This is a genomic window from Terrabacter sp. GCM10028922, from assembly GCF_042666095.1.
Lineage (GTDB): Bacteria > Actinomycetota > Actinomycetes > Actinomycetales > Dermatophilaceae > Terrabacter.
This window is the reverse complement of record NZ_JBHTFG010000023.1, coordinates 255,272-281,133: the sequence shown is the minus strand read 5'-3', so window position 1 is coordinate 281,133 and position 25,862 is coordinate 255,272. Positions and strand designations below refer to the sequence as shown.

The window sequence follows — 25,862 nt, the reverse complement described above, 5'->3', positions numbered from 1 at the left end:
TGAAGTGATGCGACAGGTGGGGAACCTGCTGACCGGCGACAGCCCCTGGCTGCGCCGTGGGTCCCACGTGCTCACGTGGATCGGCGTCCTCGCAGCCTGCTACCTCGGCGGGGTCGCCGCGACGAACCTCGCTCCCACCGTCGCCGAGACGTCGCAGTACCGCGCGGTGCTGCGCCTCGACCCCGTGCCGCGCCACTCCCCGGTGCTGCACGCCCCGACCATCGTCGGCGACGTCGACGTCCAGTTCGCCTCTCCCATCGTGGCGCCCGGCCTCGACGTGCAGGTCGCGGTGCGCGAGGAGATCACCAACCTGTTCACCCGGCCCCACGTCGACATCCGGGCCCTGCAGCCCTCGAACGACGAGATCTCGGCCGCCATCCAGCAGGCCGCGGTCGGTGTCGGCATCCGGTTCGCCCTCGGCGCGACCGCCATCGCCGTCCTGCTCTCGCTCGCGTCGCACTACATCAGGCAGCGGAACACCCGCGGGCACCACGTGCTCTTCGTCGCGTCGGCGATGGTGGTCGCCACCGTCGCGACATTCGGCGGCATGGCCTCGACGTACCAGCCGAGCCGCTTCGCGGAGTACCGCACGAGCGGCGTGCTCGGAGTCGTGCAGCGCAACGCGGGCCTGCTCGCCGACGTCGAGGCACGCGCCACCCAGGTGACGCCGTACTTCCGCAACCTGCTCGCCGTGACACAGGCGCTCCAGCAGAAGTACGTCGCGGGCACGGTCGACGAGCCGGCGTCGGCGCGCTTCCTGCTCGTGTCCGACATCCACGGCGCGAACCAGTACGCCCTGATGCGCACGATCATCGAGGAGGAGGACATCGACGCCGTCATCGACAGCGGCGACCTCGTCAACTTCGGCCGCGTGCAGGAGGGCGACGCCGCGGGCATCTACCGCTCGATCCAACAGCTCGGGGTGCCCTACATCTTCACGAGCGGCAACCACGACCAGTCGTCGCCCACCGACCGCGCCCTGCTTGCGCGGATGGCACGCATCCCCAACGTCGTCCTCCTCGAGGACGCCGCCGGGACCCTGCGCGAGCTGAGCTTCCACGGCCTGCGCATCACCGGCTTCAACGACCCGCGCTACTTCGGCGACGACAACGCCGAACCCACGGCGAAGCAGAAGCCCGCGGTCGACCGCTACAACGCCGCCGCGGCCGACGAACCCGAGCCCGACATCGTCGTGACCCATGAGCCGTATGCAGCCGAGGCCATCGAGCGCGGCCGCATCCTCGTCAACGGGCACATCCACACCCCCGCCATCGAGGGCAACCGGATCCAGGTCGGCACGTTCACCGGGGGTGGCGTCGTCGCGCACTACTCCGAAGGGGCCGGGCAGGAGCTCAACGGCCAGCCGTACTCGTTCGACATCGCGCAGTTCGGCACGTCGTGCGAGCTGACCTCGCTGACGCGCTACAGCTTCCGCAACCTGCTCGAGGGCCGGCCGGCGTACGACAACGTGCAGGTCGTCAGCGGCGCTCGCATCGACCCGTACCGGCCGGCACAACCGGCGGCGCAGCAGCCCGGGGAGACCCAGCCCGACCCGGAGAAGCGCATCTGCAGCCGCATCGACGAGACGAGCGTGCGCCCCCTCCCGCTCAGGCCGGAGGCGTCTCCCGGGTCGACGAACCCGACGGGGTCGACCGTCAGCCCCTGAGGTCGGGGAACTGCTCGTCGCGCCACTCGAGCTCCGGCTGCGCGGCGCCCGAGGCGTCGAGGTCGTTCTCGCGGCCGCGCAGCTCGACGCGGCGGATCTTGCCCGAGATCGTCTTCGGCAGCTCGTAGAACTCGATGCGCCGCACGCGCTGCCAGGGGGCGAGCTTCTCGCGGGCGTGGGCGAGGATCGAGCGGGCCACCTCCGCACCCGGCTCGTGCCCTGGAGCGAGCGCGATGTACGCCTTGGGCACGGCCAGCCGCACCGGGTCGGGCGAGGGCACGACGGCAGCCTCGGCGACAGCGGGGTGCTCGATGAGGACCGACTCGACCTCGAACGGGCTGATCTTGTAGTCGCTCGCCTTGAAGACGTCGTCGGTGCGGCCGACGAAGGAGATGTAGCCCTCGGAGTCGACCGACGCGACGTCGCCCGTGTGGTAGAAACCGCCGGCCATCGCGTCGGCGTTGCGCTCCTCGTCACCCTGGTAGCCGGTCATGAGCGGCACGGGCCGCTGCGAGAGGTCGAGGCAGATCTCGCCCTCCCGGTTGCCCTCCGCGTCGGCCTCCGTGACGAGCGTGTCGGTCAGCGGGTCGACGACGACCACCGGGCACCCGGGCAGCGGCCGGCCCATCGAGCCGGGCTTGACGAGCGAGCCGGGTGTGTTGCCGACGGCGGCGGTCATCTCGGTCTGTCCGTAGCCGTCGCGGATCGTCAGGCCCCAGGCCTTCTCGACCTGGGCGATCACCTCTGGGTTGAGCGGCTCACCGGCGCCGATGACCTCGCGCAGCGTGCCCGGCCCGCCGCTGAGGTCGCTCTTGATGAGCATCCGCCACACCGTCGGCGGCGCGCAGAGCGAGGTGACGCTGTGGTCGCGCAGCACCCGCAGAAGGGCCGCGGGGTCGAAGCGGCTGTAGTTGTAGACGAACGCGGTCGCCTCCGCCGCCCACGGCGCGAAGAACGAGGACCACGCGTGCTTGGCCCAGCCCGGGCTGCTGATGTTGAGGTGCACGTCGCCGGGTTGCAGCCCGATCCAGTACATCGTCGTCAGGTGCCCGACGGGGTAGGACCGCTGCGTGTGCTCGACGAGCTTTGGCCGGCTCGTCGTCCCGGACGTGAAGTAGAGCAGCATCCGGTCGTCGGGCCCCGTGCCCGGGTGCTCGGTCGGCCCCGCGTCGAGGTCGAATGCCGCCGCGTAGTCCTCCCAGCCCTCGCTGGACGTGCCGGCGCCGTCATCTCCACCTATGGCAACCCGGAGGTAGCCACCGGGCACGTCGTCGAACTTGTGCACCTCAGAGGTGTTGGTGACGACGGCCCGGGCCCCGCCGCGCTCCATGCGGTCGACGAGGTCGCCGGGGCCGACGGCGGTCGTCGTCGGCATGACGACAGCGCCGAGCTTGATGACGGCGAGCATCGACTCCCAGAGCTCGACCTGGTTGCCGAGCATGAGGATGACCGAGTCTCCGCGGCCGACGCCCAGTGCCGCGAGTCGCGCGGCGACCTGGTCGGAGCGGCGGGCCATCTCGTCGAACGACCAGGAGCGGGACGACTCGTCCTGCTCGACGATCGTGAGGCAGGGGTGGTCGTTGCCCCGTGCGACGGCGTCGAACCAGTCGATCCCCCAGTTCCAGCGGTCGCCGACGTCAGGGAAGGCGAACTCCTCGACGGCTCGAGCATGGTCGGTGCGCAGCTCCAGCAGCCGGTCGCGCGCGGCGCGGTAGGAGGCGGTGGACGTCGTCGAGGCGCTCGTCGTCGAGGTCATGCTCCGACTGTAGGACGTCGCCGCGTCAGTCGCGCTCGTCAGGCCGGCGGGGTCGCTCCTCCGCGAGCGGGGGGCGATCACGGGGGTCGCGGCGACCGCGCGGGATCGCCGTCGTCTCGTCGCCGGACTCGTCGCCGGACTCGTCGTCATGGGCGTGGCCCTGGTCCGTGGACGCGTCGTCGACCCCGCTGCCGTGGCGTCGGCGGCGCAGGTCGTCCTCGTCGATGAGGCGGTTGATGAGCTGCTGGACGTCGTTGCTGCGCGGGATGTACGCGAGGTTCTCGTCGGGGCTGTCGCCGGCCGACTCGATGTGGAGCGAGCCCGACCGGATGATGCGGTCGAGGAGCGTCTGCTCGAAGCTCACGTCGGTGATCTTCGAGAGCGTGATGTCCTTGCCGTTCTTCGTCAGGATGCCGCGCCGGACCATGACTCGGTGCGACGTGATGACGTAGTGGGTCGTGCGCCAGCGCAGGTAGGGCACCACGACGGCGGGGATCGCCACGAGGACGAGGACCGCGACGGCGATCCACTGGATCGTGTTGCCGGTGCTGTCGTCAGGTGTGACGACGACCGCGACGACGCAGGCGGCCGCGAGCAGCAGCCCGAAGACGGTCGGTCCGACGACCGTCAGCCAGTGCGGGTGCAGGCCGCGCTCGACGCGCTCACCGCGGGCGAGCACGTTCTCGGGAAAGCCCATCGTGTCCTCCTCTCCTTGCGGCCCTCCGGCCGGCCGTTCCCAGCCTAGTAGCGGCCTCCGCGCCCCCGCGGGACCCGCGCCCCGGCGCGACCGTTCGGCTCGCGGGCGCCCGGGGGTGGCCCTACTGTCCGGTAAGGGACGTGTGACCCACGACACACCATGGTCCGGCCGCTCGCCCCCTGCGGCTCGCCCCGGCGCGCTGCAGAGCTCGGCGTCATCAGCCTTCCACCCACAAAGGAGTGTGTCGTGAAGAGCAGTTCCGTCAGGTCCTTCAGCAGTCGGCGAGCCCTCGGGGCCGGCATGTCCACCCTCGTCGGCCTCGGCGCCGCCCTCGCGCTCGGCTCACCCGCCGTCGCGGCCGGCACGAGCTACGTCGCGCTCGGCGACTCGTACTCGTCGGGCACCGGCACCCGGACGTACATCAGCGACGGCACGTCGTGCCAGCGCTCGGTGTACGCCTACCCGTCCCTCGACGCCTCGGCCCTGGGCCTGGCGCTGACGTTCCGCGCATGCTCGGGAGCCACGGTCGCCGACGTCACGAACACCCAGCTGTCGGCGCTGTCGAGCACCACGGCATACGTGACCATCTCGGTCGGCGGCAACGACGCCGGCTTCGCGGACGTGCTGACGGAGTGCGCGCAGCCCGGCTGGATGAGCAACTGCAACGGGGCCGTCAACGAGGCGCAGAGCATCATCAGCTACACGCTTCCGGGCCGGCTGTCGACGCTCTACTCGTCGATCCGGTCCAAGGCGCCCAACGCCCGGGTCATCGTCGTCGGCTACCCCCGCATCTTCAACGGCGAGGACTGCAACACGTTCACCTGGTTCTCCCCCACGGAGGAGTCCCGGCTCAACGCGACGGCCGACCTGCTCAACTCGCGCACCGCGAGCGCGGCTGCGGGCGCCGGCTTCACGTTCGTCAACCCGACGTCGAGGTTCGTCGGGCACGCGGTGTGCGACAGCTCCGAGTGGATCAACGGCCTGTCGAGCCCGATCAGCGAGAGCTACCACCCCAACGTCGCGGGGCACCGGGACGGCTACGTCGTCGTGACGAAGCCCGCCTTCGGGCTCGGCGTGGCGCTGTCGGCGAAGCAGGCCGAGGCGAGGGCCGTCGCGTCGGCCGACCGGCTCGCCCACGACGCCCAGCGGTATGCCGCCGCCGATCTCACGATCACGCCCGAGCGCTTCGTCGCTCCCGACCTGACGACGCCCGAGGCCCGCGCCGCCGCAGCGCGTGCCGGGGTCGACCTCAGCAGCCGCGCCAGCATCGACGCGGCCGACCGCGCGGCCTCCGCGAAGCAGGACGCCGCCTACCGCTGAAGGGCGTCACCCGGGCACGCCACCTAGTCTGACCGGGTGCGCTACGACGACGTCATCATCGGGGCCGGTCACAACGGCCTCACGGCCGCCGCCTACCTGGCCCGCGCCGGACGGAGCGTCCTGCTCCTCGAGCGCTCGGACGAGGTGGGCGGCGCCGCCGTCTCCGCACGCGCCTTCGCCGGGGTCGACGCACGACTGTCGCGCTACTCGTACCTCGTGTCGCTGCTGCCGCGGCAGGTCGTCACCGACCTCGACCTCGACGTCCGGCTCATCCGGCGGCGCTACTCGTCGTACACGCCCGTGCCGGCCGACCCGGGCCGGGGGCTGCTCGTCGACCGCGGCGACGAGACGGCCACGCGGGCCGCGTTCCGTGCGCTGACCGGCGGCGACGACGCGTACGCCGGGTGGACCGACCTCTACACGCGGATGGCAGGCGTCGCCGAGCGGGTCTTTCCCACCGTGCTCGAGCCGCTCCGGTCCCGCGACGAGGTGCGCGGACTCGCCGGCGACGACGCGCTCTTCGACGCCCTCACCACCCGGCCGGTGAGCGAGCTCATCGAGGCGGTGACCGACGACGACACGGTGCGCGGCATCATCGCCACCGACGCCCTGATCGGCACGTTCGCCTCGCTCAGCGATCGGCAGCTCCGACAGAACATCTGCTTTCTCTACCACCTCGTCGGCGGCGGCACGGGCGACTGGGACGTGCCGGTCGGCGGCATGGGCGCGCTGACGGACTCCCTTGCAGCGGCAGCCGTTTCGGCCGGCGCGACGATCGTCACGGGGGCCGAGGTGACGTCGGTGGACCCGTCGACCGGCGAGGTCGCGTGGGCCGGCGGCAGCGCCGGAAGCGGCAGCGCCGTCGGTGGGTCGATCGTCGCCGGGTGCGCCCCGGCCGTCCTCAACCGCGTGCTCGCGGCAGCCGGTGCCGACCCCGTCGAGACGGAGTCGGACGTCGAGGGTGCGCAGCTCAAGGTCAACATGCTCCTGACCCGGCTGCCCCTCCTGCGCGACACGACGGTCGACCCGGCCGCCGCGTTCGCCGGCACCTTCCACGTCAACGAGGGCTACGCGCAGCTAGAGCAGACGTATGCCGCCGCGAGGGCCGGGCGCATCCCTGACCTGCCGCCGTGCGAGATCTACTGCCACACCCTCTCGGACCGCTCGATCCTCGGGTCGGAGCTGACAGCCGGCGACGCGCACACTCTGACGCTCTTCGCGCTGCACCTGCCGGCGCGGCTCTTCCGCGACGACAACGAGGCGGCGACGAAGGAGGCCCTCGAGGCGACGTTGCGCTCGCTCGACTCCGTGCTCGGCGAGCCGATCGAGTCGGTGCTCGCGCACGATGCGGAGGGCAACGCGTGCATCGAGGTCAAGAGTCCCGTCGACCTCGAGCGGTCCGTCGGCCTGCCGGGCGGCAACATCTTCCACCGGTCGCTGCAGTGGCCGTGGGCCGAGCGTGACTCGGAGGTGGGCACGTGGGGCGTCGAGACGGCGTACGACAACGTGCTGCTCGGCGGGGCCGGTGCGCGTCGCGGCGGCGGCGTCAGTGGCATCCCCGGCCACAACGCGGCCAGGGCGGTCCTCGGCTGAGCTCAGCCGGCCCACACCCCGGAGCTGCCACGGCGGTGGCTGGCCATGAGGTGCGTGTCGACGATGCCGACAGCCTCCATCAACGCATACATGGTCGTCGGGCCGACGAACGCAAAACCCTTCTTGCGCAAGGCTTTCGACAGTGCCTTGCTCTCGTCGGACACGGTCGGCACCTGGGAGTGGTCGTGCGGCCGGGGCGTGTCGACGGGCTGGAAGGCCCACACGAAGTCGACGAGCCCGCCCTCGTCGCGCAGGGCGATCGTCGCCCTCGCGTTGGCGATCGTCGCGGTGATCTTGCCGCGGTGCCGGATGATGCCGGCATCGCCGAGGAGCCGCTCGACGTCGGCGTCGGTGTACGTCGCGACGACGTCAGGGTCGAAATCGGCGAAGGCTGCCCGGAAGTTCGGCCGCTTGCGCAGGATCGTCGCCCAGGACAGGCCGGACTGGAAGCCCTCGAGGCAGATGCGCTCGTAGAGGCCGCGCTCGTCGCGGATCGGCATGCCCCACTCGGTGTCGTAGTACTCCATGAGGAGCGGGTCGACCGAGGCCCAGGTGGGGCGGGCCAGCCCGTCAGCGCCAACGACCGTCATGCCGCGACCCTAGGACAGCTCACGACGCATGATGACGCGGGGGAAGCCGCCCGACACGGAGTCGGTGTCGGAGACCTTGCGGAAGCCCGCGCGCTCGAAGAGCGACCGCGTGCCGACGTAGGCCATGGTGAGGTCGACCTTCGCGCCCCGGTTGTCGACGGGGTAGCCCTCGACAGCCGGCGCGCCCTTCGCGCGGGCGTACTCGACGGCACCCTCGAGGAGCGGCCGCGCGATGCCCCGCCCCCGGTGGCCCGGTCGCACGCGGATGCACCAGACCGACCACACCGGCAGGTCGTCGACGTGGGGGATCTTCGTCGAGCGCTCGAACGGCAGCTGCGACCTCGGCGCGACGGCTGCCCACCCGACGACCTCGTCGCCGTCGTAGGCGAGCACTCCGGGAGCCACCTTCCGGCGGGTGAGGCGGCGGACGTACTCGCCGCGCTCCGGACCGACGAGCTCCTTGTTGGTCTTTGCGTCGATGCGGTGGCTGAGGCACCAGCAGACGCTCGACGTCGGGTTCTTCGGACCGAGCATGGTCGCGACGTCGTCGAAGCGGGCGAGCGTCGCCGGGCGCACCTCGAAGGTCATGCGTCCACGCTAGCCACGACTGGCGACACCGGGAGCCGCGCCCGCGGGAGGTGACGCTCGAGGCCTTGACGTTTTGTCCGATTTGCCCCAGTGGGCCCACAGGCGTGCGTAACGTGGCCGCACCGCATACGCGGAGCCACTCGGAGGAACCCATGGACTCGACCCTCACGACCGCCGGCCGACGCACGGCGCTCGTCACCGCCGCTGCAGCCCTGCTCGCCGTCGCCCCGGCGATGACGACGGCCCCGCAGGCCGACGCCGCGACCCTGACCGGACAGCAGCAGGTGATCCAGCTCGTCAACGCCCAGCGCGTGAAGGCCGGCTGCCGCGCGCTCCGGGTCGACCTGCGTCTGGTGCGCGCCGCGCAGGCGCACTCGATCGACATGGCCAGGCGACGGTACTTCTCGCACACGACGCCCGACGGCCGCACGTTCGTGCAGCGGATCCGCGCCCAGGGGTACACGGGCTCGCCTCTCGGCGAGAACATCGCCGCGGGCTACCCCACCGCCTCGGCGGTCATGACCGCGTGGATGAAGAGCCCCGGTCACCGCGCCAACATCCTCAACTGCCGCTACACCTACATCGGGGTCGGCTCGGCCACCGGTGGACCGTACGGCTACTACTGGACCCAGGACTTCGGCGGCTGACCGGCCGCTCGCGGACCCGTCGACGACATCGATCAGTTTTCGAGAAGCGCCGCCATCACTGCTGTCTCGAGAATGGGACTCGTCCACCGGAGCCACATCCACAGGGAGTCGAGATGACTGCGACGAAGACCACGACCACGACCGCACGCACGAGCAAGCGCGCGACCGCCAAGAAGGCGCCGTCGGAGTCGTTCACCGCCGAGGAGCGCGCCGCCATCAAGGAGCGTGCCCAGGAGGTCAAGGCGGCGAAGGGCGGCAACGGCGCCGACAAGGCGGCTGAGGACGCGCAGGCCGTGCTCGACAAGATCGCTGAGATGGACGAGCCCGACCGCAGCATGGCGCAGAAGGTGCACGCGGTCATCACCGCGAGCGCACCCGAGCTCGAGCCGCGGCTCTGGTACGGGATGCCGGCGTACGCCAAGGACGGCAAGGTCGTCTGCTTCTTCCAGAATGCGGCGAAGTTCAAGGCGAGGTACGCGACCCTCGGCTTCAACGACCCCGCGAACCTGGACGACGGTGAGATGTGGCCGACGGCCTTTGCCCTCACAACGGTGACGCCGGCCGTCGAGAAGCGGATCGCTGCTCTCGTGAAGCAGGCCGCCGGCTGAGCCGGCCAGCCGGACGGGGCCGGCCGAACCCGGACGAACCGTCCTATCAGAAGGGCGGCGGGTCGACCTGGTCGTGCGGGAGTGGCTCGGGGCGTGGAGGCTTCGAGGTGATCGCGGGCCCGGGCGGCGTTTCGCGGACGACCTCGAGCCAGTCCTTCGGCCTCGAGAGGTAGCGCCGTCCGGCCCTGGTGCGCCAGTGGACCGTGCCGTCGTCGCGACGGGAGACCTGCCAGTGACCGTGCGTGTGCAGGCTGTGGTGGAGGCGGTGCTTGCTCGTCAGGTTGCCGACCTCGGTCGGCCCCTGTGGATGGGGGACGTCGTGGTCGAGGTCGCATCGGGCTGCCGGGACCGTGCAGCCGGGACCGCGGCATGTGCCGTCGACCGCTTCGACGTGCGCCCGCATCGCGGCGGTCGGGCGGTAGGCGGTGGTCTCGAGCTGGAGCGCCCGTCCGGTCTCGGCGTCGACGAGCAGGCGCCGCCACGTCGAGTCGTCATTGAGCATGATCTGGCGCGCGTGCTCGGCGCTGACCCAGCCGTAGCCGGGCACCTCGCACGGCGCGTCGGCCATGCCGATCGCGGTCGTGAACGGCACGACGATCGTCACGTGCGCAGCGGGACGACGTCCGACCTGCGACAGGTCGGATCCGCCGAACACCAGCGCGTCGGTGATGACGTCGGCTCGCAACGCGTCCAGGGTCCGGGGGTCGCCGGCCTGACGGGCCGCTCGGGCCACCGAGTCGGCGCGCTCCATGGCAGCGATGACCTTGTCGGCATCGGTGACGACCGTGAGCACGCCAAGCCCGTCGGCGTCGATCCGTGCGTGCGCACCCCGCTGCCGGCGAGCACGGCGGCGGCGTAGCGCTGCCTCGCGATCGGCCGCGAGGCACGACCTCGTCAGCCTCTGCCGGAAGAGGGCAGGTGATGGGGGCGCGTCGTCCTTGGTCCGCAGCGTGGACTCGACGATCGAGGGACCGAGCTCCGGTGGGAGTGCTGAGATCTCCGACTGGATCGTGCACGCCCGGCAGAGCGTGACGGTGCCACCTCGCAGTCGAGCCCGCAGATCCGCCGCGCCCTCGGTGCGGGCGGTGGCCAGGTGGAGCCGGCTCTGGATCTCCTGCTGTCCGAGCCCCGTCGCGGTCGACACCTCGAGCACCGTCAGAGTGTCGGCGGACACCCAGCCGGGTGGTCTCTCCCGACCCAGGCCGGCGAACCGGTCGCGCTCGCTCGCCTCGATGTCCGCCTCCAGCCGTGCGAGGGCCTCCAGGGCGACGGCGTCGAGGACGGCCTTGCACCGCTCCACTGACTCCACCACGCGCAGGTCGGCGTCCGCCCGGGCCTCGGCGTCCGTCGGAGGTGCCGCCGACAGGTCATCGGTCGCGGCAGCCACGAGCTCGGCGACGAGCGCAGGCAGCTGATGGTCGAGCACACTTCGCGCGACCTCACGGCGCACCGCCCGCTCGACGAGGGACAGGTCGTGGGCTCGCCGCGGCATTCGCTGCGCGGCCCGAACCCGATAGAGGTCGGCGAGGTCTGAGACGTCGACGACGGCGTCGGCGTCCGGCTTCGCGCACGTCACGAGGTTCGACGTGACTGCCCCTGTCATCCTCGCACCCCTCCTCTCGCCGAGCTCCCGCTCATACTCCATTCGAACACATGTTCGACAAAGAAGTCAAGACGTGCGGCGTGAAAAGTCTTGTGGCGCACCGCGATTCGGCGCCCCGACGCTGTCCGCCGGTCCGGCTCAGCGTCGTGCGAGGGCGCTGGCCCTAGGATCGATCCGTGATGCCGGCGATCATCCTCGTGTCCGAGACCCGATGCCCCGAGCTGGCCGACGAGTTCGGCCGCTACACCCGCGACTACGACGTGCAGACGGCCACGTCCGCCCACGAGGCCAAGGCGGTCGCGAAGCGCGTCATCGCCGACGGGGGCCAGGTCGCCATGTTCGTCACCGAGTCACGCCTGCCGGACGCCGAGGTGCTCGAGGCGTTCCACTGGTGGCGCGGCACCGTGCCGACCGCGCGCCGCGTCATCGCGGCCCACGTCTCGATGTTCCGCGAGGATGCCGAGCGGCTGCGCGGCGGCATGGCCAAGGGCAAGTACGACGCATACCTGCTGATGCCACGCGGCGCCCGCGACGAGGAGTTCCACACCGCGATCTGCGAGCTGCTGTCGGACTGGGGCTCCACCGTGGCCGAGCCGGAGGTCGTCGCGGTGGCCATCGTCTCCCCTGTCGAGGACGCGCTGACCCTCGGCATCCGCGACTACCTCGACCGCATGGGCATGCCCAACCGCGTCTACGCGCCCGACAGCGACAAGGGTCGCTACGTCATCGAGCTGCACGCAGCCGAGGGCGGGGAGCCCGACTACCCCCTGGTCATGGACCTCGGCAAACGGGTCGGCGTCGCGCGCAGCGTGCGCGACGTCGCCATGCGCATCTACGGCCAGCCGGCCGACATCGACGTCGACACGGTCGTCGACGTCGCGATCGTCGGAGCGGGGCCCGCCGGGCTCGCGGCCGCGGTCTACGCGTCGTCGGAGGGGCTGAGCACCGTCGTCCTCGAGTCCGAGGCCATCGGGGGCCAAGCCGGCACGTCGTCGATGATCCGCAACTACCTCGGTTTCCCCCGTGGCATCTCCGGTATGCGCCTCGCCCAGCGGGCGCGCAACCAGGCGATCCGGTTCGGCACCCGCTTCTTCACCGGCTGGCCGGTCACGTCGTTCGAGCCCGGGTCCGTCGACGACGACGGTGTGCCGACGCCCCACGTGCTGTGCACCGAGGGTGGCGACGTGCGCGCCCGATCGGTCGTCGTCTCCGCCGGGGTCAAGTACCGCCGTCTCGACGCACCGGGCATCGAGCGGCTCGTCGGGCTGGGCGTGCACTACGGCAGTGCCATGACGGCCGCCCGTGAGATGGAGGGCTACGACGTCATCGTCGTCGGCGGCGGCAACTCCGCCGGCCAGGCCGCGATCCACCTCGCCCGCTTCGCCCGGTCGGTGACGATCGTCGTCCGGCGGGAGAAGCTTGCCGACACCATGTCGAGCTATCTGATCGGCGAGATCGAGTACAACCCGAGGATCTCCGTCCAGGGCTGCTCGGAGGTCGTCGAAGGTGGGCCCGGCGAGGACGGCCGGCTCGGCTGGGTCACGGTGCGCGACACCCGCGACGGCACCGAGACCCGGCGCGACTGCCGCGGCCTGTTCCTGCTCATCGGCGCCGCGCCCTACTGCGACTGGCTGCCCGACGCCGTGGCCCGCGACGAGCGGGGCTTCGTGCTGACGGGCCGCGACGTGCCCCAGGACAGGTGGCGAGGAGACCTGCCGCCCGAGAGCCTCGAGACGACCGTCCCCGGCGTCTTCGCCGCCGGCGACATCCGGGCCGGGTCGATGAAGCGGGTGGCTGCCGCCAGCGGGGAGGGCGCGTCGGTCGTGTCCCTCGTGCACGCCTGGCTCGACCCGACCCGCTGAGTCAGAGCTCGACGAGCTGCCCGTCGCGGAACGAGTAGCGGTATGCCGGCGTCGTCGCCGGCGGCAGGTTGGCTGGGTGGGCGGCGTGGTGGCGGTGCGGGTGCTGCGCCGGCACCGTCGCGGGGGCAGGCGTGAGGCCGCCCGCGACACCCGCCGCGTGCGCCTGGCCTGCGCCGAGGGCCGTCGTGCCGACGAAGGCGACGGCGACCGCCGCACCGGCGGCGCCGAGCCCGCGCCGGAGAGTGGAGCGGACGGTGGATGGGGAGAGGCGGGGGCGAGGTGTCGTGTCCATGTCTCAAGCGTCGAGGCCGGGGCTGTGGAGGGTCTGTGACCGCGTCATGCGTGGAGCATGCGTCGAACAGGTGTCGAGCGCCGTTGTGGCACAGACGCGCCCGGGCGGGCGTCATCCGTGGAGCGCGCGCTCCATGGCGTCGGCGACGGCATGCGCCGTGGGTTCCGCCTCGGCGCGCAGGCCCTCGATCGCGCCCTCGCGGTCGGCGTCCGAGCGGTTCTGGCTCAGCTTGGCCTTGCCCTCGAACGAGGTGACGACGACCTCGATGCCGACGATCGCGCGCAGCTGGCCTCGGACGAACTTCGCGGGGGCGTCGGTGACCGCCCAGGGCCGCTCGCGCCAGGACTCGTGCCGCTCGGTGAGGCGCGTGACGACGTCGAGCACCCAGTCGGGGTCGTCGTGCACGGTGACGGCGCCCCGCACGTGCACCTCGGAGTAGTTCCACGTGGGGACGACGCGGCCGTGCTCGGCCTTCGCGGCGTACCAGCCGGGAGAGACGTACGCGTCGGCCGCGCTGACGACGACGAGGCCAGGCGACCCGGGTGCGATGCGGGTCCACTGCTCGTTCGACCGGGCGAGGTGGCCGATCACCCGGTCTCCGTCGACGAGGATCGGGAGCAGGGTCGCGTCCGGCCGACCGTCCGCACCGACGGTGACGAGGTGTGCAGCCGGATGCGCGTCGAGGAAGTCGCGGACCTCGGGCTGGGCCATGGCGTTCGGTCGGGGGACGTACATCCCCCGATCGTCGCACGCCGGCGCGGCCGGACGGCATACGCCCGGGACGCACGGGAGCCCGCCGGGGGAGGACGGCGGGCTCCGGTGCGGGAGCGGGTTCAGGTGTGCCGGTGCGGCGTGCGACGGGGCGCCGCCGACCACGGCCGCGGGCTTCCGGCGTGGGGCACCGCGACCGGTCGGACGCGACCACCGGTCGTCCCAGCTGAGGGGTCGAGGCGCTCGGCGAGGCTGCGCAGCAGGAGAGCGGCGCGGATGTGCCGGCGGGTCCGGAGCGCCTGCCTCGGCGCGTGGTGCCGGGCGGCCGAGCGCTCGAGGATCAGCTCGCGCGCCAGGGCCTCCTGCGGCGTGAGGCTCAGGGTCCCGGTGCTCATGAGAGGCTCACCTGCGCCCGCTTGACCCGGATGTCGCCGCTGCCCGAGTGGACCACGAGCCTGGCCTGTGATTCGGCGTCGCCGGGGCCGGAGGCCTCCTCGAGGGCGATCCCGACGTCGCCCGTGACGGTGTTGAGGTCGAGGTAGGCCGCGACGCCGTTGGCGACGCCGATGCTGACGTCTCCGGTGCCGGTCTTGGCCCGCACCTCGCCGCCGTGCACGCCCGCGAGCGTGACGTCGCCGGTGCCCGTCATGAGGTCGAGGTCACCGGTCGAGGCGCCGATGCGCAGGTCGCCGGACCCGGTCTTGGCCTTGACCGCCGCGTCGGACCGACGCAGGTTGATGTCGCCGCTGCCCGACACGAGGTCGAGCCGCCCCCCGGCCGTGCCCACGGTGACGTCTCCCGACCCGGTCTTGATGTCGGCGTCGCCGCTCGTCGACTGGAGCGTGATGTCGCCCGAGCCCGACTTGAGGTCTGCCTCGCCGACCTCGTGGAAGGTGAGGTCTCCCGAACCGGTGGCCGCCCGGACGTCCCCGAGCAGCCCCGATGCCGTGACGTCGCCGGAACCCGTCCTGACGTCGACCGCGCTGCCTTGGGGCAGGTCCACCTCCACGTCGACCGAGCCCTTGCTGAAGCCGAAGAGGCCCTCCTTCTTGGGTGCGATGACGACGACGTCGTTGCCTCGCGCCTCGACGGTGAAGCGCTCGGCGAGCTCCTCGCCGCCCCGTCCGCGCGGGACGAGCCGCACACTCGTGGCGGTCGTGTCGGTGGCGGAGAGCTTGACGTCACCCGCGAACAGCTCGACCTTGAGGTTGATCGGGCCGGTCGTCTCGAACGTGTGCTCGTGCTGCTTGTCCATGTCGATCCCCTTGCTGTCGTGGTTGGTCTGGAAGCAGGCGCCGGGTGACCGCGTCAGCGGACCCAGCCCTGCACGCGCTTGTTGGAGGAGCGGTTGCGGCCCGGTGCGCCAGGGCCGAACTGCGGCCCGAGCTGCGCGCCGATGTTGACGGTGATGCCGGACGCCGTTGCGGCGCGGACCGCGTTGACGATCCACGTGTTGAGCGACTGCCCGCGGCCGGTCGCGAGCTCCTCCGCGCGGGCCTTGAGGGCCTCGGGCAGGCGCAGCGTGATGCGTGCCGTCTCCGCGCCCTCGTCGTCGGGTGACATCGCAGTGGTGTCATCGGCGCGGATGGCCTGCGTGTCGTCGGCGACGGCGGACGGGCCGGCCCCCACGACGACGAAGACGGGCTCGCGGCCCTGGAGCCGAACCTCGACCGACGTGCCGTCGAGCTCGTTGGTGATCTCTGCTGCAGCGTGCGACAGGGCGTCCATGAGCGCGAGTCGGGCGGAGGAGTCGAGCGCGAAACCGATCCTCTCGGCGGCCTGCTCGGTCTCCGGACCCATCGCCCTGGCCGCTTGGGCGAGATCCCGACGCAGTGCGTCGACGTACTCGGTGATGTCCATGCGCATCACTATGACACCGTCATGGTGTCACGTCAACACCATGACGGCGTCGCGCCGCGGCTGGGTACGTTCTGCGACAACCCCTCACCTCGCGAAAGGGTCCCCGATGCGCAGCCTGGGAACCTCCGACCGCCCGTCCGTCCGCGCGCTGTCGCGCGTCATCGAACGGGTGTCCTCGCGCACCCGCGCCCGGCAGTTCGTGCGGGTGATGAACCGCATGGGCGCCTCGCCCGCCACGATCCTGCCCCTCGTCAAGGACTCGCCGAACTTCACGCACCGCCGCTTCGAGGGAGCGGAGCCCTCGCTGCGGCCGCGGGTGCGCGCCCAGACCAGCGCCCTCATCGCCGCGATCCGGGTCAGCGGCCGCGGGCGGCCCGTCGGCCCCGTACCGGTCGTGCCCGCCGAGCCGCCGCAGCAGCCCGGAGACCTCGCCGTCACGTGGTACGGGCACGCGACGGTCGTCCTCGAGATCGACGGCGCGCGGTTCCTCATCGACCCCGTGTTCAGCGAGCGGGTCTCACCGATCCGCCACGCCGGCCCGAGGCGGATGCACCCGGTCCCCGGCTCGATCGCGCAGCTGCCCGGCATCGACGCCGTCCTGCTCAGCCACGACCACTACGACCACCTCGACCAGCCGTCGGTCGTCCGGCTGGAGGAGACGCACCGTCCGCACTACGTCGTGCCGCTCGGCGTCAACGCCCACCTGCTCGCCTGGGGCGTGCCCGTGAGCCGCATCACCGCCCTCGACTGGCGCGGCGAGACCGAGGTCGCCGGCATCCGGCTGACCTGCACCGAGGCCCGGCACAACTCCGGTCGCGGGCTCGTCGACAGCCAGACGCTCTGGGCCGGCTGGGCCCTGCACGGTCCACGGCACACGGCGTACTACCCGGGTGACTCCGGCACGTCCAAGCGCTTCGCCGCCATCGGCGCCGACCTCGGCCCCTTCGACCTGACGCTCATGCCGGTCGGCGCCTACGACCCCTTCTGGCCGGACATCCACATGGAACCCGAGCAGGCACTCGCCGCGCACCGCGACGTCAACCGGATCGGCGCCGACACCGAGGGCGCGACTGCCGACGACGCCGGCGTCGCCGACGGGTTCATCGCCGGCGACCAGCGCATCGACACGCCCGGCGGCACGTACGAGGAGGGCGAGCCCACGTCGACGACGCGGACCGTGCAGACCGCGGCCCGGAAGTCTCTGCTCGTGCCCGTCCACTGGGCCACGTTCAACCTGTCGATGCACTGGTGGGCCGAGCCCGTACGCCGCCTGCGCCGGGCCGCCGCCGAGGCGCAGGTCCCCGTCGCGTTCCCCAGGGTCGGTGAGCGGATCGACGTGGCAGCCGGCGACGCCCACACCGTCGCGGCCGCGCACGCCGACCCGTGGTGGGAGGCGTGCGCGGCCCCCGGGGACCGTGACTGACGTTCACACGACCGTCACCTCGACCCACCCCGGGAACTCGCGCGGGCCCCGCGACGCTGGACGAGAATGACGGGAGCCCGCGATCCCGGGCCGACCCGCGACGAGCAGAGCAGGAGAATGCCGTGCAGCTACCGATCCTCAGGCGGATGGGTGCGACGACCTCGACGGTGCGCCGTCGGGTCGTCGCGTCGCCGAACTACCGCGACGGCGAGTTCCGCTCGCACGAGCCGACCCACGTCGTCGTCACGGCCGAGGCCGAGGGGCCGGGCAGCCTGCTGGCCACGATGGTGCGCGAGCGCGGCCGCGGGAGACCCCGTGGCGCAGTGCCGCTCGTGACGCCTCGGCACCCGGTGGAGCCGGCCGACCTCGCCGTCACGTGGTACGGCCACGCGACCAGCGTCGTCGAGCTCGACGGCCGCCGGTTCCTGCTCGACCCGGTGTTCGGCGAGCGCGTATCACCGTCGGTGCTCGTCGGGCCGAAGCGGATGCACCCGGTCCCGGGCCGTATCGCCGAGATCCCGCGCCTCGACGCCGTCGTCATCAGCCACGACCACTACGACCACCTCGACGAGCCGTCGATCAAGCAGCTCGAGCGCAGCCACCGTCCGCACTACGTCGTGCCGCTCGGCGTCGACGAGCACCTGCGCGCGTGGGGCGTTCCGGCCGCTCGCATCACGACGCTCGACTGGCGCGAGGAGACCGAGGTCGCCGGTGTTCGCATCACCTGCTGCGAGGCCCGGCACTTCTCGGGTCGTGGCTTCGTGCGCAACCAGACGCTCTGGGCCGCCTGGGCGCTGCGCGGGCCGCGCCACGCCGTCTTCTTCGGCGGAGACTCCGGACCCACGCACCGTTACGCCGACATCGGCGCGGACCTCGGCCCGTTCGACCTGACGATCATCCCGATCGGCGCGTACAGCGTGCACTGGCCCGACATCCACCTCAACCCGGAGCAGGCCGTCGAGGCCCACCTCGACGTCAACAAGGGAGAGACCGACTCGGTCCTGCTCCCGATCCACTGGGCGACCTTCAACCTCGCCACGCACTGGTGGAGCGAGCCGATCCGGTGGGCGCGTCGCTCCGCCGCCGAGCGCGGCGCGCGCCTGGTCGCGCCGAGGGTCGGCACGCGGATCGAGCTCAGCGGCAACGACGTCGACGAGGTCGTTGCCGCACACCAGGAGCCGTGGTGGGAGGCGTGCACGGCCGAGGCAGACCACGACTGACGAGTCCGAGGTCGCCACCCACGTGTGCCGGGTGGTGACGTCCGCCGGTCCGGTCGGGTTTCCCGACCGGACCGACAGCATCACCTCAGAAGCGACCCTTGGCGAGGCGCTCGGTGAACTGGGCGTCCCAGGTCTGCACCGCATCCGCCCGGGTCGACGCGGCCCTCGCGAGCGAGGTCACGGTCGGCTTGGAGCCGGTGAAGAGCCAGGCCTGGAAGAGGTCGTCGAGCTGCTGGCCCGACACCCGCTCGGAGAGCTCGATGAACTGGGCGGTCGTGCCCGTGCCGCCACCGCGCTCCCGCACCCACTGCTGCGCAATCTGCCAGAACGCGTCGTCGCCGACCCGGTTGCGCAGGACCTGCAGCGTGAGGCCACCTCGGAGGTAGACCGGGTTGCCGAAGAGGTCGTCGTGGGGCGGCTCCCCGATGACGAAGGCCCAGAACGGGTCGTCGTCCGGGATGTCGGCGTAGATGGCGTCGAAGGCGTCCTGTGGCGTGAAGAAGCCCTCGTGCTCGGCCCACACCCACTCGGCGTAGGTCGCCCAGCCCTCGTTGAGCCAGATGTCCTGCCACTGCTCGAGAGCCACCTCGTCGCCGTACCACTGGTGCGCGAGCTCGTGCGCGACGACGAAGTCTCCGCCATCGGGCCAGAAGTACTGCGAGTAGACGGGTCTCGTCTGTGTCTCCAGGGCGAAGAAGAGATCCGGCTGGTCGTCGACGATGGCCCCGACCGTGGAGAACGGGTAGGGCCCGAACGCGGCTGAGAGCACGTCGAGGACCTCACCCTGACGAGCCAGGGAGGAGTCGATGGCTGGACCGAGCACCGGATCGGCGAGCAGGTCGGGATCGACCGCGTCGTAGACCGGCACCCCGCTCTTCGTCGCCCACTGGCGCACGTCCCACTCGCCGATGTCGATCGTGGCGAGGTAGCTGGCCATGGGTTCCGGTGCGTGCCAGTCGAACCGGGTCGAGCCTCCGCTCGACGTCGTGCCCGACAGCACACCGTTGGCGACGACACCGAGACCGGCCGGGACGGTGACGTGGAAGTCGTACGCCGCCTTGTCGCGTGGGTGGTCGTTGACCGGGAACCAGCCCGCCGCGACGTCCGGCTGACCGGCCACAGTGGCCCCGTCGTCGGTCGCCATGAAGCCGGTGCGCAGGTTGAACCCCGCGAGCGGGATCACGAACTCCTTGGGCACGCCGGAGTACGTTGCACTGATCGTGATCGCCTCGCCCGTCCTGATCTTGTGTTGTGGCACGACGACGAGCTCGGCGCCGTCGCGTGTCCACATCGCCGGCTTGCCGCCGACCAAGAGGCGGCTGATGGTCATGCCGTCGAAGTCGAGGTCGAAGCGGTAGAGGTCGGCGGTCGCCGTCGCCGTGATGACGGTCGTGGCCGACCAGACGTCGGTCGCCGGGTCGTAGCGGCCGGTGATGTCGTAGTGCTCGACGTCGTAGCCGCCGTTGCCGGCGAGGGGGTAGTAGACGTCGCCGATGCCGGCGGCGCCTGCGGTGTACCGACCGTCCTTCTGGCCGGAGTCGTCCGCGCTCGCGAGTGGGGCGCAGAGGGTGAGGGCCGTAGCGGCAGCCGCTGCCGCGGCCACGGTCGCTCGGGTGCTTCCTTTCATGGTGGCCTCCACACTGCTCGCGTCGGTCGACGCGAACATCCCACGCTACTGCTGGGCGGTCGACAGGCGTGGTGAATCGTCCCGATCACCCACCGGCACCACGGCAGGGTGTCGGAAGATCCAGCGTTGCATGGCGACGAAACGAACCGCGGTCGAGAGTACGTTCGCGACGGCCACGACGACGGTCTGGGCGAGCGTGCCTGCCGACGGGGCCAGCACACCGAGCAGCCCGAGTGCGAGGGTCGTGGCGGCATACGTGATGGCGAAGATGACAAGGGCCTGGCCGTGGTGGGAGACGAGCCCGCGGCGGCCCGTCACCCCGAACGTCCAGGCCCGGTTGAGACCGGTGTTGAAGACCGTGGCGATGACGAGCGCGACGCCGTTGGCGACCTGCGAGCCCATCCCGCCCCGCACCAGGGCCGCGAAGAGGCCGAGGTGCAGGGCGGTCGACAGGACCCCGACGCCCGCAAAGCGGATGACCTGCTGTGACAACCGAGCTCGCCGGGCGGTCATGGTCGTCATCCCTGCAGCGGCTGGGTCAGGTCGTAGAACGTCGAGCCGTCGATCGACACCTGGGTGAAGGTCTGCTGCACCCACGAGCTGATCTCGGACGATGCGCTGCTGCCGCCGTTCTGGTTGCCGAATCCCCTGCCGCCACCGGCGAAGTAGTGGATCTGGCCGTTGGCGACGTACTCCTGGAACTGCGCGAGCGTCGGGCTCGGGTCGGATCCGTTGAACCCGCCGATCGCCATGACCGGCAGCTGCGTGCCGAGCTGGAGACCGGCCGCGGTCTGCGACCCGATGGCCGCGGCGACCCACGTGTACTGGCCGGCGTTCGCCGACAGGGCTGCGACGACCGCGGTGCTCGGCGTCGAGGCGTCGAGCAGACCGCCCATGCCGCCGCCACCGCCGCCGACCTGCGGTCCGCCCTGCTGGGTCGTGCCGTTCGGCGCCTGCAGCCGGGTCGGCATGCCGCCCCGCATCCCGCCGGGGCCGCGGCTCGTGCCGGCAGGCCCGGCCGTCACGATCGAGCCGGTGTGGCCTTGCGCGGTGGTCGACACGGCATACGCCCCTGGGCCGGCGAGGCCCGCGACGAGCGCGCCGGCGAAGACGAGCGGGACGGCCCGGGCGTGCATCCAGCGGGTGGCGAGGATGAGCAGTGCCGCGGCCATGCCCACCGCGAGCACCGTGACGCGCAGCCAGTCGCCGTAGGCCGTCGTGCGCGAGAGGAGGATGAAGCTCCAGGTCGCCGCCGCGGCCGTGGCAGCGGCGAGGACGACCGTGCCGACGGCGCCCGAGCGCCGCTCCCAGGCCTCGACGGCCCCCATGCCGACGAGCGCACCGATCGCCGGCGCGAGGGCCACCGTGTAGTACTCGTGGAAGATGCCGGCCATGAACGAGAAGACGAGCATCGTGACGACGAGCCAACCGCCCCAGACGAGGTAGGCGGCACGGCGCAGGTCGGTGCGCGGGCGCCGGCCCCGCAGCCACAGGCCGGCGACGAGGAGGATGAGGGCGCTCGGGATGAGCCAGGAGACCTGGTCACCGACGCTCGCGGAGAACATCCGCAGGAGGCCGGTCTCGCCCCAGTTGCCGCCGCCACCGCCGCCACCACCGACCGAGCCGGTCTCGTCGCCGCTGAGCCGGCCGAGGCCGTTGTAGCCGAACGTGAGCTCGAGGAACGAGTTCGTCTGGCTGCCGCCGATGTACGGGCGGGCGGACGCCGGGATGAGCTCGACGATCGCGACCCACCAACCGGCCGACAGCACCATGGCACCGACGGCGAGGACCGAGTGGACGATCCGCCTGCGCAGGGTCGTCGGGGCGGCCACGAGGTAGGCCAGGCCGAAGAACGGCACGACGAGCAGGACCTGGAGGGTCTTGGTGAGGAAGCCGAGCCCGATGAAGACGCCGACGATCATCATCCACCTGGGCGACGCCTGCTCGATGGCCTTCATCGTGGCCCAGGCGCCGAGTGCCATGAGGAGCGTCAGCAGGGCATCGGGGTTGTTGAAGGTGAACATCAGCGCCGCGACCGGGGTCAGGGCGACGACCGCACCGCCGATGAGGCCGGCGATCGCGCCGAAGTGGCGCTTGACGGTCGTGTAGGTGACCCCGACGGTCGCGACGCCCATGAGCGCCTGCGGCAGGAGGATCGCGAACGAGTTGAGCCCGAGGAGGCGCACCGACAGCGCCATGACCCAGAGGGATGCCGGCGGCTTGTCGACCGTGATCGAGCTCGCGGCGTCGGAGCTGCCGAAGAAGAACGCCTTCCAGCTGTCGCTGCCGGCCTGGACCGCCGCGGAGTAGAACGAGTTCGCGTAGCCGCTCGCCGTGAGGTTCCACGTGTAGAGGACGAGGGTCGCGAGGAGAAGGCCGAACATGGCCGGACGCGCCCAGGAGGGGTCGGCGTCGGCGCCGCGCCACAGGCGCTGGAGCCGACCGGGACGACCCGTGCGGGTGGCGGGCGTCGAGAGGGGCTGGGGGCTCGGGTCAACCGGCCCCGAGGGCGCCGGTGCAGTGCTGCCCGCCGTGCCCGTGGTGGTGAGGGTCATCGTGTCCATGCCCCAACGGTCGGGCCAGGGTCTGTGCGCTTGCTATGACACGACTTTGGCGCGGTGATGAGTGCGCCCCGGTGGCGTCACACGGCGGCCGGGAGCAGGAGCGAGAACGTCGTGTCGCCCGGCTTGCTGTCGAGCTCGACGCGCCCGCCGTGGGCCTTGCTCACGGCGGCGACGATCGACAGGCCGAGACCGGTGCTGCCGCCGGCGCGGTTGCGGGCGTCGTCGCCCCGGGCGAAACGCTCGAACACGTTGGGCTGCAAGGTGTCCGGCACCCCGGGTCCGTCGTCGTGCACGGCCACCCGAACCCATTCCCCCTCGGGTCGCACGGACGTCGTGACGCGCGTGCCGTCCGGGGTGTGCGTGCGGGCGTTCGCGAGCAGGTTGGCGACGACCTGGTGCAGCCGCGCCGCATCGCCCGTCACCTCGACCGGCTCGGGCGGCAGGTCGAGGTCCCATCGGTGACCGGGCGATGCCGCGTGTGCGTCGCTCACGGCGTTGATGACGAGCATCGACATGTCCACCGGTGCGGCGTCGAGCGGTCGGCCGGCGTCGAGGCGCGCGAGGAGCAGGAGGTCCTCGACGAGCGAGCTCATGCGGTTCGCCTCGGACTCGATGCGGCCCATCGCGTGGGTCACCGTCGCGGGCACGGCGTTGGGCTCCCGACGCGACAGCTCGGCATACCCCTTGATGGAGGCCAGCGGCGTCCGCAGCTCGTGGGACGCGTCGGCGACGAACTGGCGCACCCGCTGCTCGCTCTGGTGGCGGGCGTTGAGGGCCTCGTCGACGTGGTCGAGCATCTCGTTGAACGCAGCACCCACCTGGCCCACCTCGGTGCGCGTGTCCGTGTCGGCCGGGTCGACCCGCTCGGCGAGCGCGACCTTGCCCGAGTGCAGGGGCATCTGCGACACCTTGGTCGCCGTCGCGGCGACGCGGCGGAGCGGCTCGAGGTTGCGGCGCACGAGCCAGGTCCCGAGGACGGCCACGAGGATGACGCCCGCCCCGAGTCCGGCACCGGCCACGATGATGAGACGGCCGATCGTCGAGTCCGTGGGCGCGGTCGAGATGCCCACGACGAGGGTTCCGGGACTGCGCGACCCGTCGTCGGCCACGAACGTGACCTGCTTCGACATCATGCGGAAACGACCCAGCGACGCGAGGTCGACGGTGCTGCCGTTGGGGCTCACGCCGGCGTTGTTGATCGCCTGCAGCTGCGCAGCGGTGAGCGACTCGGGCTCGTCGGCCGACTCGATGAACCCGACCGGGTCGGACGTCGTCAGCTGGGCCACGATGCGGTCCGCGCCCGGGCCGCCCCGTCCGCCGGGGTCAGGACCGGTGCCGGGCCGGGGCGAACGCAGCGAGGCCGACAGCTGCCCGTCGAGCTGGTCGGTCAGGTGCGAGCTGAGAGCGGTGATCGTGAAGACCGCCGTGAAGAGGCTGAGGGCGGTGAAGAGGGCGAGCATCGACGCGACGAGCTTGGCGCGCAGCGTCCAGGCCGACCACGGCTGGAGGCGGTCCTGCGCGTCGGCCAGACGCTGCCGCACCGTGGGCACGGCCGCATGGGCGTCCCGGGCGTCCGGGTCGCCCGCGGCGTCCGGGTCGCCCGCGGCAGCCGGGACCCTCGAGCCGCTGTCGTCGACGAGGCCCACCGGCCCCGGCACGAGGTCGGGCGCGGGCGCCCCCTCGGCGTCGGGCAGGTCGGCGGGGTCCGGCCGGTCGACGCCCGTCGCCTCAGACGGCCGGCTTGAGGACATAACCAGCACCCCGCATGGTGTGGATCATCGGCTCGCGGCCCGCGTCGATCTTCTTGCGCAGGTAGGAGATGTAGAGCTCGACGACATTGGCCTGGCCGCCGAAGTCGTAGTTCCAGACGCGGTCGAGGATCTGGGCCTTCGACAGCACGCGCTTCGGGTTGCGCATGAGGTAGCGCAGGAGCTCGAACTCCGTTGCGGTCAGGTGGATCTCGTCACCACCCCGCATCACCTCATGGCTGTCCTCGTCGAGAGTGAGGTCGCCGACGACCAGCACGGAGTCGGACGAGGAGACGGCGACCGTCGTCCGGCGCATGAGGGCGCGGACGCGGGCGACGACCTCCTCGAGCGAGAACGGCTTCGTGACGTAGTCGTCGCCGCCGGCGGTCAGGCCGGAGACGCGGTCCTCGACGGCGTCCTTGGCCGTGAGGAAGAGGACCGGCACGTTGGCGTTGTCGGCGCGCATCCGCCGCAGCACCTCGAGGCCGTCGAAGTCGGGGAGCATCATGTCGAGGACGACCGCGTCGGGGTCGAACTCCCGGGCGGCGCGCACGGCCTCCATGCCGGTGCCTGCCGACCGCACCTCCCAGCCCTCGTAGCGCAGGGCCATGCCGAGCAGCTCGGTGAGGTTGGCCTCGTCGTCGACGACCAGCACCCGCACGGGGGAGCCGTCGAGTCGCTGGAGCCGGGCCGCCGCGGACGTGGTCTTCTCGCTCATGTCATCAGTGAAACCTGTGGTCCTGTGCGATGACCAGCACATCCCTGTGCGATTCCTGTGGACGCCCTGTCCGCAAGTCCCAGCACTCCGACGGGTCCGCCACAGCGCTCGCACAGGGAGCCACCCGAGCGTTGTTGTCATGAGCAACGAGTCCACGCACCCGGGTCCGGCAGAGCAGCCGCGGTCGACCCTGCCGCAGTTCGACCCCGACGCGACGGGCACGCCCACCGTCCCCGACGAGACGCAGACGCTGCCGACCGCGCCGACGACGGAGGTGCCGGTGACAGCGCCGGCCACGCCTTACGCGTATGCGGCCGCGCCGGCTCCCGCGCCCGAGCAGAAGGCGGCGGGCGACGGCATCCGCTGGAGCGCAAAGAAGACGGCCGTGACCGCGGGCCTGACGATCGTGCTCGCGTCGGCCGGCGCGATCGGTGCCGCCGCCGCGGTGCCCGCCGGCTCGACCGGTGGCGACACGGGCATCCGCGGGAACGGCCGCACGTTCCAGTTCCCCGGCGGCCAGCAGAACCAGCAGGGCCAGAACGGTGGACAGCTGCCGAACCTCCAGAACGGCATGCCGGGTGGCGGCCTGAACGGCATCGACCCGAACCAGCTCAGCCAGCTGGACCCGCAGGACCTGCTCCAGCAGCTGAACCAGGGCATCGACCCCTTCTCGGGTGGCGGCACGTCCCCGCGGTCCGGCGGTGACGACGGCTCCGGGCGGGGCGACACCGGCTCGTCGACCGGCACCACGAAGACGACCTGAGCGCCA

General features: G+C 71.7%; 24 protein-coding genes. 9 read left to right on the top strand and 15 right to left on the bottom strand.

Annotation, left to right across the window (positions count from 1 at the left end; genetic code table 11):
- The first annotated feature begins 7 nt into the window (after positions 1 to 7).
- Positions 8 to 1,666, top strand: coding sequence for a metallophosphoesterase (locus ACFQU3_RS18110; protein WP_385912305.1), 1,659 nt, complete (start codon positions 8 to 10; stop codon positions 1,664 to 1,666).
- On the opposite strand, the gene ACFQU3_RS18105 is transcribed toward ACFQU3_RS18110, so the two are convergent.
- On the bottom strand, positions 1,656 to 3,422 hold the full coding sequence (locus tag ACFQU3_RS18105) for an AMP-binding protein (protein WP_385912303.1): 1,767 nt from the start codon (positions 3,420 to 3,422) through the stop codon (positions 1,656 to 1,658). The genes ACFQU3_RS18110 and ACFQU3_RS18105 overlap by 11 nt on opposite strands.
- 25 nt (positions 3,423 to 3,447) lie before the next feature.
- Positions 3,448 to 4,119: a PH domain-containing protein gene (locus tag ACFQU3_RS18100; RefSeq protein WP_385912301.1), complete on the bottom strand. Its 672-nt coding sequence runs from the start codon at positions 4,117 to 4,119 to the stop codon at positions 3,448 to 3,450.
- A 246-nt stretch (positions 4,120 to 4,365) separates the two neighbouring features.
- Here ACFQU3_RS18100 and ACFQU3_RS18095 point away from each other — a divergent pair, with 246 nt between their 5' ends.
- Together ACFQU3_RS18095 and ACFQU3_RS18090 are read left to right on the top strand one after the other, a co-directional pair.
- Entirely contained in the window at positions 4,366 to 5,439 is a 1,074-nt protein-coding gene (locus tag ACFQU3_RS18095) for an SGNH/GDSL hydrolase family protein (RefSeq protein WP_385912300.1), read from the top strand.
- A 36-nt stretch (positions 5,440 to 5,475) separates the two neighbouring features.
- Complete coding sequence (locus tag ACFQU3_RS18090) at positions 5,476 to 7,032, top strand: phytoene desaturase family protein (protein ID WP_385912298.1); 1,557 nt, start codon at positions 5,476 to 5,478, stop codon at positions 7,030 to 7,032.
- 2 nt (positions 7,033 to 7,034) lie between these two features.
- On the opposite strand, the gene ACFQU3_RS18085 is transcribed toward ACFQU3_RS18090, so the two are convergent.
- Both ACFQU3_RS18085 and ACFQU3_RS18080 read right to left on the bottom strand, forming a co-directional pair.
- Complete coding sequence (locus tag ACFQU3_RS18085) at positions 7,035 to 7,622, bottom strand: DNA-3-methyladenine glycosylase I (RefSeq protein WP_385912296.1); 588 nt, start codon at positions 7,620 to 7,622, stop codon at positions 7,035 to 7,037.
- Positions 7,623 to 7,631: 9 nt separating this feature from the next.
- Positions 7,632 to 8,210 (bottom strand): GNAT family N-acetyltransferase, encoded by a 579-nt coding sequence (locus ACFQU3_RS18080; RefSeq protein WP_385912294.1) that lies wholly within the window; start codon positions 8,208 to 8,210, stop codon positions 7,632 to 7,634.
- Positions 8,211 to 8,362: 152 nt separating this feature from the next.
- Here ACFQU3_RS18080 and ACFQU3_RS18075 point away from each other — a divergent pair, with 152 nt between their 5' ends.
- Entirely contained in the window at positions 8,363 to 8,857 is a 495-nt protein-coding gene (locus ACFQU3_RS18075; protein ID WP_385912292.1) for a CAP domain-containing protein, read from the top strand.
- Between the two features lie 113 nt (positions 8,858 to 8,970).
- Positions 8,971 to 9,465, top strand: a complete 495-nt coding sequence (locus tag ACFQU3_RS18070; RefSeq protein WP_385912290.1) for an iron chaperone — start codon at positions 8,971 to 8,973, stop codon at positions 9,463 to 9,465.
- Between the two features lie 46 nt (positions 9,466 to 9,511).
- On the opposite strand, the gene ACFQU3_RS18065 is transcribed toward ACFQU3_RS18070, so the two are convergent.
- Complete coding sequence (locus ACFQU3_RS18065; RefSeq protein WP_385912289.1) at positions 9,512 to 11,068, bottom strand: HNH endonuclease; 1,557 nt, start codon at positions 11,066 to 11,068, stop codon at positions 9,512 to 9,514.
- 179 nt (positions 11,069 to 11,247) lie between these two features.
- Between ACFQU3_RS18065 and ACFQU3_RS18060 the strand changes: the two genes are divergently transcribed.
- Positions 11,248 to 12,930, top strand: a complete 1,683-nt coding sequence (locus ACFQU3_RS18060) for an FAD-dependent oxidoreductase (protein WP_385912733.1) — start codon at positions 11,248 to 11,250, stop codon at positions 12,928 to 12,930.
- Between the two features lies 1 nt (position 12,931).
- Here ACFQU3_RS18060 and ACFQU3_RS18055 read toward each other — a convergent pair whose 3' ends face one another.
- The 5 genes from ACFQU3_RS18055 to ACFQU3_RS18035 form a co-directional block, all read right to left on the bottom strand.
- Positions 12,932 to 13,222 carry a hypothetical protein gene (locus ACFQU3_RS18055; RefSeq protein WP_385912287.1) on the bottom strand — a complete coding sequence of 97 codons (291 nt, stop codon included), beginning with the start codon at positions 13,220 to 13,222 and terminating at the stop codon, positions 12,932 to 12,934.
- Between the two features lie 111 nt (positions 13,223 to 13,333).
- Entirely contained in the window at positions 13,334 to 13,957 is a 624-nt protein-coding gene (locus tag ACFQU3_RS18050; RefSeq protein ID WP_385912284.1) for an FMN-binding negative transcriptional regulator, read from the bottom strand.
- A gap of 98 nt (positions 13,958 to 14,055) precedes the next feature.
- Complete coding sequence (locus ACFQU3_RS18045) at positions 14,056 to 14,328, bottom strand: hypothetical protein (protein ID WP_385912282.1); 273 nt, start codon at positions 14,326 to 14,328, stop codon at positions 14,056 to 14,058.
- A complete protein-coding gene (locus tag ACFQU3_RS18040; protein ID WP_385912280.1) occupies positions 14,325 to 15,188 on the bottom strand; it encodes a DUF4097 domain-containing protein in 864 nt (287 codons plus the stop codon). The genes ACFQU3_RS18045 and ACFQU3_RS18040 overlap by 4 nt, the downstream gene beginning before the upstream one ends.
- Before the next feature lie 53 nt (positions 15,189 to 15,241).
- Positions 15,242 to 15,793, bottom strand: a complete 552-nt coding sequence (locus tag ACFQU3_RS18035; protein WP_385912279.1) for a toxin-antitoxin system HicB family antitoxin — start codon at positions 15,791 to 15,793, stop codon at positions 15,242 to 15,244.
- Between the two features lie 106 nt (positions 15,794 to 15,899).
- Between ACFQU3_RS18035 and ACFQU3_RS18030 the strand changes: the two genes are divergently transcribed.
- Complete coding sequence (locus ACFQU3_RS18030; RefSeq protein ID WP_385912277.1) at positions 15,900 to 17,216, top strand: MBL fold metallo-hydrolase; 1,317 nt, start codon at positions 15,900 to 15,902, stop codon at positions 17,214 to 17,216.
- A gap of 122 nt (positions 17,217 to 17,338) precedes the next feature.
- Positions 17,339 to 18,436 carry an MBL fold metallo-hydrolase gene (locus ACFQU3_RS18025; RefSeq protein WP_385912275.1) on the top strand — a complete coding sequence of 366 codons (1,098 nt, stop codon included), beginning with the start codon at positions 17,339 to 17,341 and terminating at the stop codon, positions 18,434 to 18,436.
- An 85-nt stretch (positions 18,437 to 18,521) separates the two neighbouring features.
- Here the strand turns inward: ACFQU3_RS18025 and ACFQU3_RS18020 are convergent, their stop codons facing one another.
- The 5 genes from ACFQU3_RS18020 to ACFQU3_RS18000 form a co-directional block, all read right to left on the bottom strand.
- Positions 18,522 to 20,063, bottom strand: a complete 1,542-nt coding sequence (locus ACFQU3_RS18020) for a M1 family metallopeptidase (protein WP_385912273.1) — start codon at positions 20,061 to 20,063, stop codon at positions 18,522 to 18,524.
- Positions 20,064 to 20,108: 45 nt separating this feature from the next.
- A complete protein-coding gene (locus tag ACFQU3_RS18015) occupies positions 20,109 to 20,576 on the bottom strand; it encodes a GtrA family protein (RefSeq protein WP_385912271.1) in 468 nt (155 codons plus the stop codon).
- A 5-nt stretch (positions 20,577 to 20,581) separates the two neighbouring features.
- The gene (locus ACFQU3_RS18010) at positions 20,582 to 22,627 is read right to left on the bottom strand and encodes an ArnT family glycosyltransferase (RefSeq protein ID WP_385912269.1); all 2,046 of its coding nucleotides are present in this window, start codon (positions 22,625 to 22,627) and stop codon (positions 20,582 to 20,584) included.
- Between the two features lie 77 nt (positions 22,628 to 22,704).
- Complete coding sequence (locus tag ACFQU3_RS18005; RefSeq protein ID WP_385912267.1) at positions 22,705 to 24,378, bottom strand: sensor histidine kinase; 1,674 nt, start codon at positions 24,376 to 24,378, stop codon at positions 22,705 to 22,707.
- The gene (locus tag ACFQU3_RS18000) at positions 24,356 to 25,093 is read right to left on the bottom strand and encodes a response regulator transcription factor (protein ID WP_385912265.1); all 738 of its coding nucleotides are present in this window, start codon (positions 25,091 to 25,093) and stop codon (positions 24,356 to 24,358) included. The genes ACFQU3_RS18005 and ACFQU3_RS18000 overlap by 23 nt, the downstream gene beginning before the upstream one ends.
- Before the next feature lie 139 nt (positions 25,094 to 25,232).
- Between ACFQU3_RS18000 and ACFQU3_RS17995 the strand changes: the two genes are divergently transcribed.
- On the top strand, positions 25,233 to 25,856 hold the full coding sequence (locus ACFQU3_RS17995; RefSeq protein ID WP_385912263.1) for a hypothetical protein: 624 nt from the start codon (positions 25,233 to 25,235) through the stop codon (positions 25,854 to 25,856).
- The last annotated feature ends 6 nt before the right edge of the window (positions 25,857 to 25,862 follow it).

Excerpts from the sequence above, each read along its gene's own strand:
- ACFQU3_RS18105 (WP_385912303.1), bottom strand. The coding sequence starts at position 3,422 with ATGACCTCGACGACGAGCGCCTCGACGACGTCCACCGCCTCCTACCGC.
- ACFQU3_RS18000 (WP_385912265.1), bottom strand. The coding sequence starts at position 25,093 with ATGAGCGAGAAGACCACGTCCGCGGCGGCCCGGCTCCAGCGACTCGAC.
- ACFQU3_RS18060 (WP_385912733.1), top strand. The coding sequence starts at position 11,248 with ATGCCGGCGATCATCCTCGTGTCCGAGACCCGATGCCCCGAGCTGGCC.
- ACFQU3_RS18110 (WP_385912305.1), top strand. The coding sequence starts at position 8 with ATGCGACAGGTGGGGAACCTGCTGACCGGCGACAGCCCCTGGCTGCGC.
- ACFQU3_RS18035 (WP_385912279.1), bottom strand. The coding sequence starts at position 15,793 with ATGGACATCACCGAGTACGTCGACGCACTGCGTCGGGATCTCGCCCAA.
- ACFQU3_RS18030 (WP_385912277.1), top strand. The coding sequence starts at position 15,900 with ATGCGCAGCCTGGGAACCTCCGACCGCCCGTCCGTCCGCGCGCTGTCG.
- ACFQU3_RS18070 (WP_385912290.1), top strand. The coding sequence starts at position 8,971 with ATGACTGCGACGAAGACCACGACCACGACCGCACGCACGAGCAAGCGC.
- ACFQU3_RS18010 (WP_385912269.1), bottom strand. The coding sequence starts at position 22,627 with ATGGACACGATGACCCTCACCACCACGGGCACGGCGGGCAGCACTGCA.
- ACFQU3_RS18045 (WP_385912282.1), bottom strand. The coding sequence starts at position 14,328 with ATGAGCACCGGGACCCTGAGCCTCACGCCGCAGGAGGCCCTGGCGCGC.
- ACFQU3_RS18085 (WP_385912296.1), bottom strand. The coding sequence starts at position 7,622 with ATGACGGTCGTTGGCGCTGACGGGCTGGCCCGCCCCACCTGGGCCTCG.
- ACFQU3_RS18055 (WP_385912287.1), bottom strand. The coding sequence starts at position 13,222 with ATGGACACGACACCTCGCCCCCGCCTCTCCCCATCCACCGTCCGCTCC.
- ACFQU3_RS18065 (WP_385912289.1), bottom strand. The coding sequence starts at position 11,068 with ATGACAGGGGCAGTCACGTCGAACCTCGTGACGTGCGCGAAGCCGGAC.
- ACFQU3_RS18075 (WP_385912292.1), top strand. The coding sequence starts at position 8,363 with ATGGACTCGACCCTCACGACCGCCGGCCGACGCACGGCGCTCGTCACC.
- ACFQU3_RS18005 (WP_385912267.1), bottom strand. The coding sequence starts at position 24,378 with ATGTCCTCAAGCCGGCCGTCTGAGGCGACGGGCGTCGACCGGCCGGAC.
- ACFQU3_RS18040 (WP_385912280.1), bottom strand. The coding sequence starts at position 15,188 with ATGGACAAGCAGCACGAGCACACGTTCGAGACGACCGGCCCGATCAAC.
- ACFQU3_RS17995 (WP_385912263.1), top strand. The coding sequence starts at position 25,233 with ATGAGCAACGAGTCCACGCACCCGGGTCCGGCAGAGCAGCCGCGGTCG.
- ACFQU3_RS18050 (WP_385912284.1), bottom strand. The coding sequence starts at position 13,957 with ATGTACGTCCCCCGACCGAACGCCATGGCCCAGCCCGAGGTCCGCGAC.
- ACFQU3_RS18080 (WP_385912294.1), bottom strand. The coding sequence starts at position 8,210 with ATGACCTTCGAGGTGCGCCCGGCGACGCTCGCCCGCTTCGACGACGTC.
- ACFQU3_RS18100 (WP_385912301.1), bottom strand. The coding sequence starts at position 4,119 with ATGGGCTTTCCCGAGAACGTGCTCGCCCGCGGTGAGCGCGTCGAGCGC.
- ACFQU3_RS18015 (WP_385912271.1), bottom strand. The coding sequence starts at position 20,576 with ATGACCGCCCGGCGAGCTCGGTTGTCACAGCAGGTCATCCGCTTTGCG.
- ACFQU3_RS18020 (WP_385912273.1), bottom strand. The coding sequence starts at position 20,063 with ATGAAAGGAAGCACCCGAGCGACCGTGGCCGCGGCAGCGGCTGCCGCT.